The 16,054-nt window shown below is 64.7% G+C and carries 11 protein-coding genes; 10 read left to right on the forward strand and 1 reads right to left on the reverse strand.

What is annotated here, in order from left to right:
• Positions 1 to 25: 25 nt before the first annotated feature.
• From AAHB08_RS19780 to AAHB08_RS19795, 4 genes are all read left to right on the forward strand, one after another.
• Entirely contained in the window at positions 26 to 925 is a 900-nt protein-coding gene (locus tag AAHB08_RS19780; protein ID WP_202047115.1) for a LysR family transcriptional regulator, read from the forward strand.
• A 77-nt stretch (positions 926 to 1,002) separates the two neighbouring features.
• Positions 1,003 to 1,617 (forward strand): DUF2057 domain-containing protein, encoded by a 615-nt coding sequence (locus tag AAHB08_RS19785; RefSeq protein WP_342059859.1) that lies wholly within the window; start codon positions 1,003 to 1,005, stop codon positions 1,615 to 1,617.
• A gap of 70 nt (positions 1,618 to 1,687) precedes the next feature.
• Positions 1,688 to 2,134, forward strand: a complete 447-nt coding sequence (locus AAHB08_RS19790; RefSeq protein ID WP_342059860.1) for an HIT domain-containing protein — start codon at positions 1,688 to 1,690, stop codon at positions 2,132 to 2,134.
• Positions 2,135 to 2,252: 118 nt separating this feature from the next.
• Positions 2,253 to 2,948: a DUF3334 family protein gene (locus AAHB08_RS19795; protein ID WP_202047112.1), complete on the forward strand. Its 696-nt coding sequence runs from the start codon at positions 2,253 to 2,255 to the stop codon at positions 2,946 to 2,948.
• A gap of 68 nt (positions 2,949 to 3,016) precedes the next feature.
• Here the strand turns inward: AAHB08_RS19795 and AAHB08_RS19800 are convergent, their stop codons facing one another.
• Positions 3,017 to 4,015: a DUF2860 family protein gene (locus tag AAHB08_RS19800; RefSeq protein WP_247627209.1), complete on the reverse strand. Its 999-nt coding sequence runs from the start codon at positions 4,013 to 4,015 to the stop codon at positions 3,017 to 3,019.
• A 201-nt stretch (positions 4,016 to 4,216) separates the two neighbouring features.
• On the opposite strand from AAHB08_RS19800, the gene arcB reads away from it, so the two are divergent.
• The 6 genes from arcB (at position 4,217) to AAHB08_RS19830 (ending at position 16,042) form a co-directional block, all read left to right on the forward strand.
• On the forward strand, positions 4,217 to 6,529 hold the full coding sequence (arcB, locus tag AAHB08_RS19805; RefSeq protein ID WP_342059861.1) for an aerobic respiration two-component sensor histidine kinase ArcB: 2,313 nt from the start codon (positions 4,217 to 4,219) through the stop codon (positions 6,527 to 6,529).
• 33 nt (positions 6,530 to 6,562) lie between these two features.
• Positions 6,563 to 7,933, forward strand: coding sequence for a dGTPase (gene dgt, locus AAHB08_RS19810; RefSeq protein WP_342059862.1), 1,371 nt, complete (start codon positions 6,563 to 6,565; stop codon positions 7,931 to 7,933).
• Between the two features lie 291 nt (positions 7,934 to 8,224).
• On the forward strand, positions 8,225 to 8,428 hold the full coding sequence (locus tag AAHB08_RS19815; protein WP_342059863.1) for a hypothetical protein: 204 nt from the start codon (positions 8,225 to 8,227) through the stop codon (positions 8,426 to 8,428).
• A gap of 143 nt (positions 8,429 to 8,571) precedes the next feature.
• The gene (locus tag AAHB08_RS19820; protein WP_342059864.1) at positions 8,572 to 12,825 is read left to right on the forward strand and encodes a transporter substrate-binding domain-containing protein; all 4,254 of its coding nucleotides are present in this window, start codon (positions 8,572 to 8,574) and stop codon (positions 12,823 to 12,825) included.
• Positions 12,818 to 14,029, forward strand: coding sequence for an EAL domain-containing response regulator (locus AAHB08_RS19825; RefSeq protein ID WP_139435051.1), 1,212 nt, complete (start codon positions 12,818 to 12,820; stop codon positions 14,027 to 14,029). Before AAHB08_RS19820 ends, AAHB08_RS19825 begins: the two co-directional genes overlap by 8 nt.
• Positions 14,030 to 14,065: 36 nt before the next feature.
• Positions 14,066 to 16,042 carry a methyl-accepting chemotaxis protein gene (locus AAHB08_RS19830; RefSeq protein ID WP_342059865.1) on the forward strand — a complete coding sequence of 659 codons (1,977 nt, stop codon included), beginning with the start codon at positions 14,066 to 14,068 and terminating at the stop codon, positions 16,040 to 16,042.
• Positions 16,043 to 16,054 lie beyond the last annotated feature (12 nt).

Below are 16,054 nucleotides of genomic sequence, written 5' to 3' on the forward strand. Positions count from 1 at the left end.
ATTGTTTCCATATTGGAGCTAATGGATGGAGATCGCCCATCTGAGCAGTTTCTACGAGGTGGTGCAGCGCGGCAGTTTCTCCGCCGCCGCCGATGCATTGGGGGTGAGCAAGGGGATGCTGAGCCGCCATGTCAGCGCCCTGGAGTCCGCCCTCAATGCGCAACTGTTGCAGCGCACCACCCGTCGCCTCAGCCTGACCGAGGCGGGCAGGACCCTCTATGTGCAGGCTGGGCAGATAGCCGCCCTGGCCCGTCAGGCGGAGCAGGACATCCAGGCCCTGACCGAGGAGGACAGCGGTCGCCTGCGCTTCACCTGCCCGGTCAGCACGGGGGATGCCATGGTGAGCGAGCTGCTGGCGCGCTTCGCCGAGCTCTGCCCAGGGGTCGAGGTGGAGCTCAACTTCACCAACGCCATGATCGACATGAGCCAGGGGGAGAATGACATCGCCCTGCGCGCCATGGATCAGGTGCCGGACAACCTGGTGGCGCTGCCCCTCGGGCAGTTGAAAGACGTGGTGGTGGCGAGCCCGACCCTGCTGGCCCGGGAGGGGCTCCCTGCCACCCCCTATGAGCTGGGCGGGCGCCCCTGCCTGCTCCAGGGGCACAACCCGGCCTGGGAGCAGTGGCATTTTCGCAAGGCAGGGGAGGAGGCCCACATCCTGGTGCAGGGCAAGGTGCGGGCCAACCACTACAGCACCCTGCTGCAGCTGGCCCGCTCGGGCATGGGGTTTGCCAAGTGCCCGCTGATGCTGGTGGAGACGAGCCTGGCCAGGGGCGAGCTGGTGGCCGTGCTGACGGAGTGGCAGACCGGTCTGCACCCGCTGCATGTGCTCCATGCCCAGCAGCGCCGGGTGCCGCGCAAGATCCGGCTGTTCAAGCAGGTGCTGGCCCAGTGGTTTGCCGAGCGGCCCCACTACCTGCTCTGAGAGGCTGGCGCGCGTTATTTTTCTGTCATCTTCGGCTGCTAGCCTGCGCCCATCATAGCGAGCAGAGAGAGACGGGAATGAAGGGTCATCAGGGTTGGGTTGGGGTCATGTTGTTGTGTACCGGCTTGTCGTGTGTCAGCTCAGTGCAGGCCGAGGTCAGGGTCGAGGTCCCCGGGGATTTCCAGATCCTGGCGGTGAGCGACGGCAAGGTGCAGGACGAGCGGCATGGGGTGCTGGCCGACGGGGCGCAGCAGTTGCTGGTGCGCTATGAGGGGGTGATCCCGAGTCGCAACAGCAGCGACAACGATCGCCAGATCCGCTCCGAGCCCCAGGTGATCCGCTATGAGGCCAGCGGCCAGTCGGTACGCCTGAAGGCCGCGGTGCCCACCGACGAGAAAGGCATGGAGCGCTACGCCAAGGCGCCGGTCGTGAGCCTGCTGGCGGGAGACAAGCCCCTGCAGGTGCAGCAGGAGGCCCTGGTGGTCAACGGCATGCAGATCGGCATGGACTGGCACGCCAGGCTGATGGAGTACAACCGCGGCACGGGCAAGGCGGTGCTGGCGACCATGGCAGCGGTCCAGGCCCCGTCAGTACCTGCCAGCGAGCTGGAGGGGCAGTTGCAGCAACTCTTCCTGCGGGCGGACCCCGAACTTCGCAAGCGCTTCATCGGTTGGGCTGTGCCCCGGCTTTAAGTTTGCCCCCCGTTGCAGTAACGTGGGCACACTCATCTCCTGACGTGCCCATGTTGACCAGCGAGGCCCCATGTTCGAATTGCATCCCCGCCTGCAGGCGGATACCCAGATACTCGGGGACCTCCCCCTTTGCCGCGTGCTGCTGGCCAAAGACAGCCAGTATCCCTGGCTCATCCTGGTGCCCAGGGTCGCCGGACTGCGGGAAATTCACCACCTGGCCCCCGCGCAGCAGCAACAGCTGATGCAGGAGTCCTGCGCCGTCGCCACCCTGATGGAGCACGCGCTCAATCCGGACAAGATCAACGTGGCGGCGCTCGGCAACCTGGTGCCCCAGCTGCACCTGCACCATGTCGCCCGCTTCAGCTCGGATGCCGCCTGGCCCGGTCCCATCTGGGGAGCTCACCCCGCTATCCCCTATCAGGCACAAGATTGGCGACAGCAGGCCGATAACTGGCGAGCCCGGTTGGCCACCCTGGGCGGATTCCAGCCGTTTCTGACTGACAATACGGTCAAGTGAGAGGCGGCTCGCGGTTTCAACACCGGGATCACGCAATCTGTTAGCGTATCGGACGCGCGCGTGATGACATGGGCGGTGAGACAGACAAGCCTATTTTTTCGATCAGCAGGAAGGTTCCATGATAGTGACAAGATCCGAGGATGATGCCGTATTGACCACAGAGGACGTGCTGCTGAGCCTGTGCAATTCGGTGACGAGCGTATTGAGTGCGGCGACCCAGACCCAGGTGCGCTTCTCCGGCATGGTGCAACGGATTAGCAAGACCTGCCTCAAGCCGGACATCGGCTGCTTCGTGCTGTTCGACGGTGGCTTCTCCGGGCTGGTGGTGATCAACTTCTCCGCCGCCGCGGCCATGGAGCTCTACCAGAGCTACATGCTCAGCATGGGGCTCTCCAAGGAGGATCTCGCCATCTCCCACACCTCGGATGAGGTGAGCAACGTCATGGGCGAGCTGATGAACCAGATCGTCGGCAGCTTCACCGGCAAGGTGGGGCGCGAGCTGCAGACCCACATCACCCAGAACCAGCCCAAGATGCTGGCACTCAACAAGCAGGTGATGCTGAGCGTCGACACCAACCTCGACAACCCCGAGACCCGCAGGGTCACCTTCTTCACCGCCAGCAACAACATCTTCTATCTGGAGCTGGCCATGGACAGGACTGAGTTTATCCGGATCCACGATGGCGGTGTGCAGGAGGAGGTCGATCCGGACGAGCTGATCGCCCAGGCCAAGCTGGCGGCGACCAAGCCGGCCCAGGCGGTCGCCCCGGCGAGCAACGAGCACGACGATCTGCTGGACTCCCTCGGGATCTAAGGCCGTCAGGAAGCGAAAAAAACGAGGCCACCCCTGGGGTGGCCTCGCTGTTTTCGACAGGGCTCGACTTAGAAGTTGTAGAGCAGGCCGGTGCTGAAGCGGGTGGCCTGGGTATCGTAGAAGTCGATGTCGGAGTCGGCCCCTGAGTAGGCCGCCGTGAAGGTCGCGGCCAGGGCCTTGACCCCGAACAGGTTGTGCCAGAAGAAGGTGCCGTTGATGGCGAACTCGTCTGCATCGGCACGCCGGCCGAACAGGGGATTCGCCTCGTCATACTTGCGCTTGCCGGCATAGAGGTTGCTGACGATGGACCATTGCGGGCCCCGCTTGGCGTAAGTGAGCTGCACCCCTGTGTTGTCGAAGCTCTCGGCGCTGCCGTCGAGCCTGGCCTGCTTGTAGAGGATCGCCGGCTCCAGCAACTGGTTGCCGCCGAAGTGGAACTGGTAGGAGAGCTCCATGTCGTGCACCTTGCCGTTGCGATTCAGCATGGCGGCATAGTTTGTGCCGTGGGCCTGGTCATACTGCTGACCGCTGCGCTCCTCGTCCAGATCCACCTCCCGGGTGGTGAGGCTGCCGTAGAACTGGCTGCCCCAGATCTTGTCCCAGGCAAAGCGCACCCCTTTCGACTTCACGTCGGTGGCGCTGCGATCCACCCCGGTGGCGAAGGGATCGCTCCACAGCTCCACCGGCATGGCGTTGAACACCAGGGAGGTGGCGACTATGCCCTTGTCGCCCATCTCCTGGCGCAGGCCCAGTTGCTGGGTGAAGTCGAAGCGCACCGCATCCTGGATCAGGTTGCCGAGGAACACCTGGGTGCGGGTGTCGGCGAAGGTGTAGCGGATGTCGGCGTTGATGAGGGGGGTCAGGCCGCTCTCGCTGTCGGGAGAGCCGAGATCATGGATGCGGCTGTTGCTGTCATCGCCGGCATAGAAGTTGGACTCGTGGCTGACCACATTGACCCCGCCGAGCAGGAAACCGGACCAGCCGGACTCTCTGGGGATCTCGCCAAGATCGGCGTGGGCGGCATTGGCGGCTAGCAGACCAAGACTCAACAGGACATGATTGCGCATGGGGTGTGCTCCTGACACAAGGGATGACAAGGGTGGCAGTGCGGCTCGGGATCCTTTGCTGAACCGGAGCTGACTGACTCAGGCGGGCATGCTACCCCAGTCGGAGTGTGACGTTAATCAATAATTTAAGGTGCAACGGGCAAGAGTTCAGGGCGCCGTACTGGTATTCTGTTTGCGCAATAACGGGGAGAAAACAACGAGATGAAGCAAATCAAATCCTGGGCGCAATACTATGTCGACCTGATGACCAAGCTGGGACTGGTGCGCTTCAGCATGTTCCTGGCGACCGCCATCATAGTGCTGGCGGTCTCCATCCAGATGGGGGTGACCCTGTTTCTGCGCGGCACCGTGGACATAGTCGACCTGGTGCGCTCTGTCTTCTTCGGCCTGCTGGTGACCCCCTGGGCCGTCTATTTCCTCTCCATAGTCGTGGATCAGCTGGAGGACTCCCGCCAGCGGCTGACCCGCATGGTGCGCAAGCTGCAGGACATGCGCGAGCGCGACCTCGAGCTCAACAGCCAGCTGCAGGAGAACATCAGCCGCCTCAATGCCCAGATCGCCGAGACCAACCGGGCCGAGACCCTGCGCCAGCAAGCCATAGAGGATCTGGAGAACGAGGTGTTCCAGCGGGAGAAGGCCCAGCTGCACCTGGGGGAACGCACCGCCCTGTTGCGCTCCTTCATCGACTGCTCCCCGGATCTGGTCTACTACCGCAACGAGGACGAGCAGTTCTCCGGCTGCAACCGCGCCATGGAGGAGCTGACCGGCAAGGTGGAGGCCGAGCTCATCGGGCTGACCCCGTTCGATGTCTACAAGCAGGAGATCGCCAACAAGGTGGTGGAGACCGACAAGCAGGTCTTTGCCAGCAACGAGCCCCTCACCTACGAGCAGTGGCTGGAGTACCCCGATGGCCGCAAGGCCTACTTCGAGCTGCGCAAGGTGCCCTTCTTCGACCGCTTCGGCAAGCGGCTCGGCCTGCTCGGCTTTGGCCGCGACATCACAGAGCGCAAGCAGTATCAGGACAAGCTGGAGAAGGCGAGCCGGGACAAGACCACCTTCATCTCCACCATCAGCCACGAGCTGCGTACCCCCTTGAACGGCATCGTCGGCCTGAGCCGCATGCTGATGGACACGCCGCTGGATGCCAAGCGGCAGCAGCAGCTCAAGACCATCCACCTGAGCGCGGTGACGCTCGGCAACATCTTCAATGACATCATCGATCTCGACAAGCTCGATCGCCGTCGCCTCGAGATAGCACCTGCCCCCATGGACCTGCCCGCCTTCCTCGACGAGCTGGAGATGCTGTCGCGCATCCAGGCGGAGCAGAAGGGGCTCTACCTGCACTTCGATCGGGATGGCGACATGCCGCAGTTCGTGATGGCGGACGGCACCCGGCTGCGCCAGGTGCTGTGGAACCTGGTGGGCAATGCGGTCAAGTTCACCGACGAGGGGGGGGTGACGGTGCGCTGCCTCGCCCACGCCGCCGATGAACCGGGCAAGTTGGCGCTGCACTTCGAGGTGGAAGACACCGGGGTCGGCATTCCCCGTGCCCAGCAGGAGAAGATCTTCGCCATGTACTACCAGGTGCAGGGCAAGAAGCACGCCACCGGCACCGGCATCGGTCTCGCGGTCTCCCGCCAGCTGGTGCAAGCCATGGGCGGCCAGCTCTATGTGGACAGCGACCCGGGGGAAGGCGCCTGCTTCACCGCCGAACTGGAGGTGGACTGCGTCGAGCCGCAGGCGACCCCGCCTGAGCCCGAGATGCCCTCCCTCGACATCCTGCTGGTGGAGGACGTAGAGCTCAACGTCACCGTCGCCTGCGCCCTGCTGAACAAGCTCGGTCATCAGGTGCAGGTGGCGCGGGACGGCACCCAGGCGCTGGCCATGGCCAACCCGGATGACTTCGACCTCATCCTGCTGGACATCCAGCTGCCGGACATGACCGGCTTCGACGTGGCGGCCCAGCTGCTGGCCCGTTACGGCGACAGCCTGCCCCCCATGGTGGCGCTCACCGCCAACGCCACCGGCGATCGCCAGTACTACCGGGATCACGGCATGCAGGATGTGATCAACAAGCCGCTGGGCTCCAAGGCGGTGCGGGAGGTGATAGGCCACCTGTTTGCGGATCTCGCCGACGACGAGGCCTTTGATCAGGCGGACGCGGGCAACCAGGATGCGCTGCTGGATCTGCCCTTCCTCACCGACTACGCCAGCACGGTCGGCAAGCCGGTGCTGATCTCCAGCGTGGATCTGTTCGAGAAGATGATGCCGGACTACATGGCAGTGCTGGACTCCAACATGATTGCCAGGGATCAGGCCGGCGTGGTGGAGGAGGCGCACAAGATAAAAGGGGCGGCGGGTTCCATCGGCCTGCGCCGCCTGCAGCAGACGGCCCAGCTTATCCAGAGCCCGGATCACCCCGCCTGGTGGGAGAACGTGGAGGACTGGATTGAGACGCTGCGTCGTGAATATCCCGGCGACATCGCCCGCTTGCGGCGCTGGTTGCTGTCGTGAACCTGACGGACGTCGCAGGCAAGGAGCCGCACCATGTATGACAGTCTGATTACCCCGGCGCGCATTCACCCCTGGGGCAGCGAGGAGCTGCTGGAGGCGACCGAGCAGGATCGCGCCCGCATAGTACAGGCGGCGCCGGTGCGCCGCCTGCAGCAGAAGACCCAGGTCTTCCCGCTCGATGTGAAGGCCTCGGTGCGCAGCCGTCTCACCCACTCCCTGGAGGTGCAGGAGACGGGTCGCCAGATCAGCCGGCGCATCCTGGCGGCCCTGCCGGCGGGCACCGTCTGCGAAGGGGCTTTCATCAACCTGGTGGAGATGGCCTGCCTGCTGCACGACGTCGGCAACCCGCCGTTCGGCCACTTCGGCGAGCAGGTGATGAGCCAGTGGCTGGCACAGTCGCTGGATGAGCTGTTCGCCAGCGCCCATGATCAGCTGCCGAGCCCGCAGTGGGCCGAGCTTCGCCAGGACCTGCTGGTGTTTGACGGCAATGCCCAGAGCCTGCGGCTGGTGCACAGCCTGCACGAGATGAACCTCACCCTGGGCCAGCTGGCGGCCCTGTGCAAATACCCGCAGCAGCCCCTGCTGCACAGTCCCCAGGGCTATGGCCAGCACCATGGCTGGACCAGCAAGCGCGGCATCTTCTTCAGCGAGCAACCCCTCTATCGCGCCCTTGGCCAGAGTCTGGGGCTGGCGCCGGGGTGCCGGCATCCGCTGGTCTACATCATGGAGGCGGCGGACGATATCTCCTACTGCATCGCCGATCTGGAGGACGCGGTGGACAGGCGCATCCTCACCCAGGGGGAGTTGCTGGCGGCGCTGCGCAGTGCCGATGAGGGGGACTACATGGCCAGCCTGCTCGAGGAGGCGCTCGCCTCCGGTCGGGGCTTCTTCCCCCATTTTCGCCAGCATCTGACCCGGGATCTGGTGGCGCTTGCGGCCCACACCTATGTGAGCGACCACGAGGCCATACTGAGCGGGGCCTACCCCAGGGCGCTGCTGCACGGTCAGGCCCCGGCGGCCCGGGTGCTGGATGTGCTCAAGGGGGTGGCGAGGGAGCAGGTCTTCATGCGCCCCGAGGTCGAGGCGCTGGAGCTGGAGGGCTATGCCGCCCTGCGCGGGGTGCTCTCCACCTACGCCTGCCTGCTGGCCCTGCCCGCCGCCCAGTTCGAGCGACTGCTGGCGGGCAACGGCGGGAGCGAGCTCTTCTTCGCCCGGCGGCTGTTCCACCGGTTGTCGGCCCGCCACCTCAAGGCCTACCGGCTGGCGGTGGTCAGCCGGGATCCGCGCTTTGACAATGGCGCCGAGCAGGAGTGGTACTACAGGGTGCGGCTGCTGCTCGACTATGTCAGCGGCATGACGGATACCTATGCGCTTGAGGAGTTCAGGCTGTTGTCCGGGATTTGACCGGGGCCGGTTGTGGCCGCATTCCACCCATATGGGTGGGGGTGATATTGCGTAAAATTCGGTGTTTTTTTAGACTGTGGCAACTTGTTCAACTTTCACACGGTAAGGAGACGATCATGCAACATTCCATGTTCAACGTTGCGTTCGATCGCTGCAATGGCAGCGCGAAGACTCGTGCTCTTTATTTACCGCGTGGAGGGAACAGGTAACACCTGCTTTTTCATCACCCGCGGTTGTCCCGCAGGGTGATGCCTCTCTCCGGGAGAACCGCACGTTCAACTGGAGAATATTATGTCTATCGAACTCGCCCTGCTGCGCCGCGTCGAAACCCTGGTTCAAAAACGGATCACCCGGCTGGAGCGTCGCGTCAGCTATCTGCATCTCTCTCCCGCCCTGCTCAAGGACATCGGGCTGGAAGGGCAAAATGTGCAGGTCGCTCATGTCCGTGAGCGGGAGTTTCAAACCGGTTTCCGACTCGGGAATCGAATAACCTGAGGCGAGGGGCCTTGGCCCCCGACTCCTGGATGGCAGGCCTGGGCCTGCCATTTTTCTTTGCTGATGAGCATTCTCTCAATTTTGTTGTCGCACATTGAGCCAGACACATTATGATCCCCCTCCTATCCATACGGGAGTCACCTATGCTTTGCCGCTGCTATCGCCTCATCCTGTTGTGCTGGCTGGCCTGCTGTAGCCAGGGGGCGACGGCGGTCGAGACGCTGCTGGACAGGAGCGCCCTCGCGCCATCCGGGCAGCAATGGCTCTTCACCCACCATGAGCTGGTGGTCGGCATGCCGGCGACGGCCTGGCCCCCCTATATCTATACCGATGGCCGGGGTAACTTCACCGGCCCCCTGGATGCCTTTGCCTCGCAGATTGCGGGCAGCCTGGGCCTCGAGTTGCGTTATCGCACCTATGCCAACAATACGGCGGTCCAGCAGGCCTTGCTGGACGGCAAGATTGACATGGTGATCGGCGTGGCCCCCAGCCCGATCCGCAAGCTGCGGATGCTGTTTACCTCGGAGCTGATGGCGTTGCCCCGCGCCGTGCTGCTGACCGGGGGGCGGGAGAGCCTCTCCCTGGAGGAGGCCTACGGGGTGCGCTGGGTCTGCGTCTTCGGTGTCAGCGCCTGCGATGAGCTGCTGCGCCTTGGCATCTCGAACCTGGTGACGGTGGACAGCCGGGATGAGGCGATCTTCATGCTCAAGGAGGGGAAGGCGGACGCCTATCTGGCCGAGCTGCCCATGTTGAGCCGCCTGCAGGCCATGGCGGGCATGACGCTGACCACGGTGGACTGGATGAGGGATACCTCCCTCGCCATGGCGGTGGCGCCGGGCAACGAGCCCCTGCAGGGGCTGCTTGAGCGGGCGCTGGATGACATCTCGCCCGGCGAGCGCCGCCGCATCCTGGAGGCGGGGGGCATAGTTGACTATGAGCTGGTGAAGGGCAGCAAGGAGGTCGTCTTCAGCGCGCCGGAGCAGGCGTGGCTGCAGCAGCACCCTGTGCTCAAGTACGGGATCGCCCCAAACTGGCCCGGGATGAGCGAGATAGACGACAAGGGCCGGCTCAAGGGGCTGGTAGCCGATCTGCTGGCGATGTTGAACCAGCGCGCCGGCCTGCAGTTCACCCTGGTGCAGACCCGAAGCTGGGCCCAGACCCTGGAACTGTTTCAGGCTCGCCAGCTGGACCTCATCCCGGCCATGACCCCGACCATGGAGCGCCAGCAGTTTGCCCGCTTTACGCCCAATTATGTCTCTCTCAACCGGGTGATAGTGGGCAGGCAGGGCATGGCGGAGCTGACCAGTCCCAGGGAGCTGAAGGGATACAGGGTGGGCATGGTGGGGGGCTCGGTAGAGAAATCCCTGCTGAGCGAGGTGGGAGCCGAGGCCGTGACGGTCGCAAGCGATCCCGAGCTGCTGCCGCTTCTGGATCAGCAGAAGGTGGACTATGTGCTGATGAGCATGACCACCCTGGAGCAGTCGTTGCAGCGGGGCTTCAGCGATCGCTATCAGGTGGTCTTCTCCGGCAGCGAGTTGCGGGTTCCCGTCGCCATGGCGGCCCACCTGCAGGATCCCATGCTGCAGCAGATCCTGACCAAGGTGCTGCTCTCCATCCCCCCGGAGGAGCTGGTTGCCCTGGAGAAGAAGTGGCTCTCCCTGACCATACAGACGGGGCTGGATCCGCGCAAAGTGCTGCTCTGGTCCTCCCTGGGCGGGGGGATCTTTCTGCTCTTCCTGCTGCTGTTCGTGGGCTGGAACCGGACCCTGCGCCGCCAGATCAGTCAGCGGCGGGAGGCGGAGCGCCGGCTCGAAGAGCAGCTGGTGTTCGTCCAGATGATGCTGGATGCCCTGCCCAACCAGGTGGTGCTGACCAATGAGCGCTATGAAATCGCGATGACCAACCTGGCATACCGGCAGATGTTCCTGGGGGGCGAGAACCTGAGCGGCTCGTACGAGCGCTTGCTCAAGGACAGGCTGCCGGAGGCCATCCGGGCCAGGGTGATCGAGGAGGATGCCAGGGTCTGGGAGAGCGGCGAGGAGCTGCACGGCCGCGGCGAGATCCGGCTCGCCGACGGTGCCGAGCATCAGATGATCTACACCAAGCGGCTGTTCGTCGGTCCCGACGGCAAGCGGCTCGGGATCCTGACCGTACTGACCGACGTCACCGAACTGAGGCAGGCGCGTTCCGCGGCGCAGGAGGCGCAGACCCGGCTGACCCAGATCACCGACAGCATGCCGGGACTGGTCTATCAGTATCACTGGCTGGGGCCGGGCAACGGCAGCTTCCTCTACACCTCCCAGGGGCTCGAGGAGATGATGGGGTCCGAGGCGGCCGACGACACCCTGCTGGGGCTGACGGGGCAGGCCCTGCATGACTTCGTGACCACGGTGGAGCGCCATGCCCTGACCATGCAGCCGCTGGATCTCGAGGTGGAGATCAGGCGTCAGGGACAAGCGGGCTACCTGCAGATCCGGGGCCATTTCGTGCGACAGGAGGGGCTGGAGGGGGTCATCCTGAACGGGGTGGTGCAGGACATTACCAAGCTCAAGCGCCAGGAGCTGGAGCTGCGCGAGGCCAGACGGGTGGCGGAGGAGGCGACCCAGGTGCGCAGCCGGTTCCTCGCCACCATGAGCCACGAGTTGCGCACCCCCATCTCCGGCATGCACGGCATGCTGGAGCTGCTGCAGATGAGCGCCCTCGATGACGACCAGCGCTACATGCTGCGCAACATCTCTACCTCCACCAATCACCTGCTCTATCTGGTGAACGACATCCTGGACTTCTCCAAGATGGAGGCGGGGCAGTTGCAACTCAATCCCCATCCCTGCCGGTTGACCTCTGTCATCTGCGACGTCATCCGGGGTCATGCCACCCTGGCCTATGGCAAGGGGCTCAACGTGACGCTGGCGTGGGGACAGGAGGTGCCGGATCAGGCCAGCCTGGACGCGGTGCGCGTGGGTCAGGTGATCTCCAATCTGCTGAACAACGCGGTGAAGTTCACCGAGGCGGGGGAGATTGCCATCCAGGTGGGCTATCAGGCCCATCAGCTGACCTTGACGGTGCGGGATACGGGGATCGGCATAGCCCGGGATAAGCAGGTCAATCTGTTCACCCCGTTCAAGCAGGTGGAGTCCGACATCACCCGGCGTTTTGGCGGCACCGGGCTCGGGCTCGCCATCTGCCATCAGCTGACCCTGAAGATGGGGGGAAGCCTGGTGCTGGAGAGCGAGGCGGGGGTCGGCACTACAGTGACCTTCGCCATCCCCCTGGCCGAGTGCCGCTGGGATGCTCCGCCGCTGGCGGGTCAGCACTGGTGGTGGTTCGGGGAGGACGAGGTGCTGCAAGCCGTGATGGAACAGCTCGGCGCCACGCTCCACCCCATGAGCGCCGAGCAGTGGCGTCATCCCCTTGAGGGCTGCCTGCTGGCGCAGGAGAGCCGCCTGGAGCAGGCCCTTGGCAGTGGCTGGTTGCAGCATTTGCAGCAATCTTCCCTCAAGGGCATAGTACTCTCCCCCCATGAGGCATTGCGTGGCCGCATGGGCAGTGACGCCTGGTGGCGGATCGGCCAGTCCCCCATCTACCCGGATCTGCTGCTGGAGACCTGCCGCCAGCTGTCGAGCGAGCGGTCGAGCCAGCCGATGCAGATGGAGGGCGAGCGACTCAGGGGCAGGGTGCTGGTGGCGGATGATCATCCCGTCAACCGCGCGCTGCTGACCCGCCAGCTCGCCATCCTCGGCATAGAGCCCGAGGTGGTGGATGATGGGGAGAAGGCGCTGCGCGCCTGGCAAGGGCAGGAGTTCGCCCTGCTGCTCACCGATTGCCACATGCCGGTGATGGATGGCTATACCCTGGCGCGCACCCTGCGGGCGGCCGGTGACGAGGCGCCCATTATAGGCGTCACCGCCGACACCTCTGAGGAGGCCAGCCAGCAGATGCTGGAGGCCGGCATGAACGACATGCTGTTCAAGCCCTACAGCCTGGAAACCCTGCGCCAGACCCTGGCTCGCTGGCTACCGGCGGCCAGCCCGCAACAGGAGGCAGTGGCCCCTCGGCAAGCAGAGGTTCAGGCTCCGGGAATATGCTGGTTGACCCTGTTTGGTGACGAGGGGGTGGCGCGCAGCATGGCCAGCGAATATCTGGAGGCCAACCGCCAGGATGGCGAAGACATGATGCAGGCCCTGGCCCGGCAGGATACCCAGGCGCTGGTGGAGACGGCGCATCGCATCAAGGGGGCCGCCCGCATGGTGGGGCAGCAGGCATTGGCGACCGAGGCCGCCCAGCTGGAGGCGGCGGCCAGGTTGAAGCAACTGGACAGGCTCGACGAGCTGGTCCAGACGGTACAGGCATTGATGGACTCTATCAGAGGTGAAATGGAGTTATGGCTCGATGAATAGTGCACGGCATGAGTTGGCGATCATGGTGGTGGAGGATCACAACTTCCAGCGCAAGGCCCTGATGCACCAGATCCGCGGGCTTGGCTACGGCAACCTGCTGGAAGCCCAGGACGGGGAGGAGGCGCTGACCCAGTGCCAGCACCACCAGGTTGACATCCTGTTCTGCGATCTGCGGATGCCGGGCATGGATGGCATGGCCCTGCTGCGTCGCCTCTCCCTCGGCGGCTTTCGCGGCGGCATAGTGCTGTGCAGCGCGCTGGAGGACGATGTGGTCGACGCCGTGCTGCGCATGAGTCGTGCCTACGGCCTGCAGGTGCTGGGGCGCATCGACAAACCCGCCAGCCATCAGCAGATCGCCCAGTTGATCGGCGCCTGGCAGCCCCAGCAGGCGCGCAGCCAGGAGGAAGACGGCCACAGCCTGAGTCTGGATGAGCTGTGCCGGGCCCTGGAGCAGGACCAGCTGCTGCCCTGGTATCAACCCAAGGTGAGCTTTGAAAACGGTCAGTGGGTCGGCATGGAGGCGCTCGCCCGCTGGCAGCACCCCGAGTATGGGCTCATCTCGCCGGCCCGCTTCATCCCGCTGGCGGAGCACAACGGGCTCATGGATCCGCTGACCGAGGTGATCATCGGCAAGTCACTGCGCGACGGCCACCTGTGGGAGAAGACGGGGCTCTCCCTGAACCTGTCGATGAACCTCTCCACCACGTCGCTGATCGAGGGGGATCTGTGCAATACCCTGCTCAATCACTGCCAGCGCTGGAGCATCAACCCCGAGCTCATCACCCTGGAAGTGACAGAGAGCGCCTTCGTCAAGGATCTCGGCAAGTCCCTGGAGGTGCTGACCCGCTTGCGGATGCACGGCTTCGGCCTCTCCATCGACGACTTCGGCACCGGCTACTCCTCCATGCAGCAGCTCGCCCTGCTGCCGTTCACCGAGCTGAAGCTGGACAGATCCTTCGTCGATCGCTGCTATGAAGATCCCTCCCGCCTCGCCATCATCGAATCCAGTATCGAACTGGCGCGCAAGTTGGGGTTAAAATCGGTGGCAGAGGGGGTCGAGGACGAGGCCACCTGGCTGCTACTGGCCAGGCTGGGGTGCGATCAGTGCCAGGGATTCTTCTCCGCACGCCCCATGCCACGCGAGGAGTTGCTCGTCTGGCATGACACCTGGCGCGAACGATTGCCCGCATTGATCGGGCGCTAATCAAGGGCAGGATGCCCCTGCGACACAAGGATGGTCATGAAAATATCAAGCAAGCTGTTGTTGAGCTTCTGTTTTATCAACCTGCTCATCATTCTCTCCTCCGCCCTTGTCTACCATCAGCTCGGCCGGATTGAAGCCTCCCAGGAGGCCTTGCTGGCCCAGGCCCTACCCGCCCTGCAACGGGACGAGGCGAGCCAGAAGGCCCTGATCGCCACCGTCTCCTCCCTGCGGGCCTACCTCATCCTCGGTAAGGATCCGGCGCAAGGTGCGCGCATCAAGCAGGAGTGGGAGCAGGCCTGGCACGCCATAGAGCAGCAGGGATTCACGCCTGACCTGACCCGGTCCCTCAAGAGCTTCAAGGGGGCGCAGGAGAAGGTGTGGGCCCTGGCCCATACCGAAGATAACCTGCCGGCCCACACCCTGATGCTGCTGGAGGCAGGCCCCCTGGCGGAGGCGGCACTCGATCAGCTGCAATCCATCGCCAACGAAGAGGTGGCGACCCCTCAGGAGGCACTGCCCGGCGATCGCCGCCTGCTGCTCAAGCAGGTGGGGGATGCCTACAACGGGCTGGCCAATGCCCTCTCCGCCCTGCGGGACTTCCTCATCTCGGGGGACAAGGAGTATCGCGACAAGTACCAGGACTACTACCAGTTCCATCTGCAGCGGGTGGCCGAGCTGAAACAGCAGCAGAGCAACTTCACCGAGGCGCAGAAGGGGTTGTGGACGCTCTTTGAGGAGATGTCTGCGCCCTTTGCCGAGCTGGTGGGGCAGGTGATCGCCAGGCGGCAGGCGCCGGACTGGGATCAGGCCAACCACCTGATGGCCACCGACATAGAACCTGCGTTGACCCGGCTCGCCGATCAGCTGGCGAATCAGGTGACCCAGACCCGGGGAGAAGTGGACAAGATAGCGGGCAAGCTGGCCGGTGCCAGTCAGGCCATTCACCGCACCCTGCTGCTGGCGACCACCAGCGTCATCCTGCTCGGCACCCTGGTGGCCCTGCTGTTCAGCCGCCGCCTGACCCGCGACATCGCCAGCCTGGTGAACCGTGCCGGGCAGGTCGCCGATGGCCGCCTGCCGAGTGCGCCCCTGCCGGTGCTGCGCCAGGACGAGCTGGGCGGGCTGACCGGCTCCATCAACCGGATGTCGAGCCAGCTGCGCCAGCTGGTGGGGGAGATCCAGGGGGCGGTGGCGCAGGTGGAAGGGGCCGGCCGCGAGGTGGGCCAGACCACCAATGCCATAGTGGACGATCTGGCGAGTCAGAATCAGCGGCTGGATACGGTCGCGGCCGCCATAGAGCAGATGTCCGCCAGCACCCGGGAGGTGGCGGGCAACATCGCCGATGCGGCTGGCGCCGCGCGGCAGACCGAGCAGCAGGCCAGGCAGGGGGAGCAGACCCTCGCCCGCATGGGGAGCACCATGGCGCAGATTGCCGCCATGATCACCCAGGCCAATCAGGCGATGACGCTGCTCAGCAGCCAGAGCGAGCAGGTGGGCCGCGTCACCGAGGTGATCGCCACCATAGCCGAGCAGACCAACCTGCTGGCGCTCAATGCCGCCATAGAGGCGGCGCGTGCCGGGGAGCAGGGGCGGGGATTCGCCGTGGTGGCGGACGAGGTGCGCCAGCTGGCCAGCCGCACCAGCCAGTCGACGGCGGAGATCAACCAGACCATCGCCAGCATACAGCAGCAGACCCGGCAGACCGCGGATACCGTGGGCAGCGGCACCCTGCTGGTGGAGCAGGGCAGGGGGGCCGTGGCCTCGGCCACCGAGACCCTGGCGGCCATGTCGGCGCTGGTGCAGGATCTCTGCGGCCAGCTCGCCGCCATCGCTACCGCGACCGAGCAGCAGTCCAGGGTGGCCCAGGAGGTGGCGGGCACGGTGGAGGAGATCGCCGGACTCAGCCACCAGTCCAGCGAACACAGCCAGCAGGGGGAGTTGATCGCCGCCCGGCTGACCCGGGAGACGGGCCAGCTGACCGAGGCCATCAGCCGCTTCGAGCTGGATGCCTGAGCAAGGCAGGGG

The organism is Aeromonas sp. OTU364, from assembly GCF_038440395.1.
GTDB lineage: Bacteria > Pseudomonadota > Gammaproteobacteria > Enterobacterales > Aeromonadaceae > Aeromonas.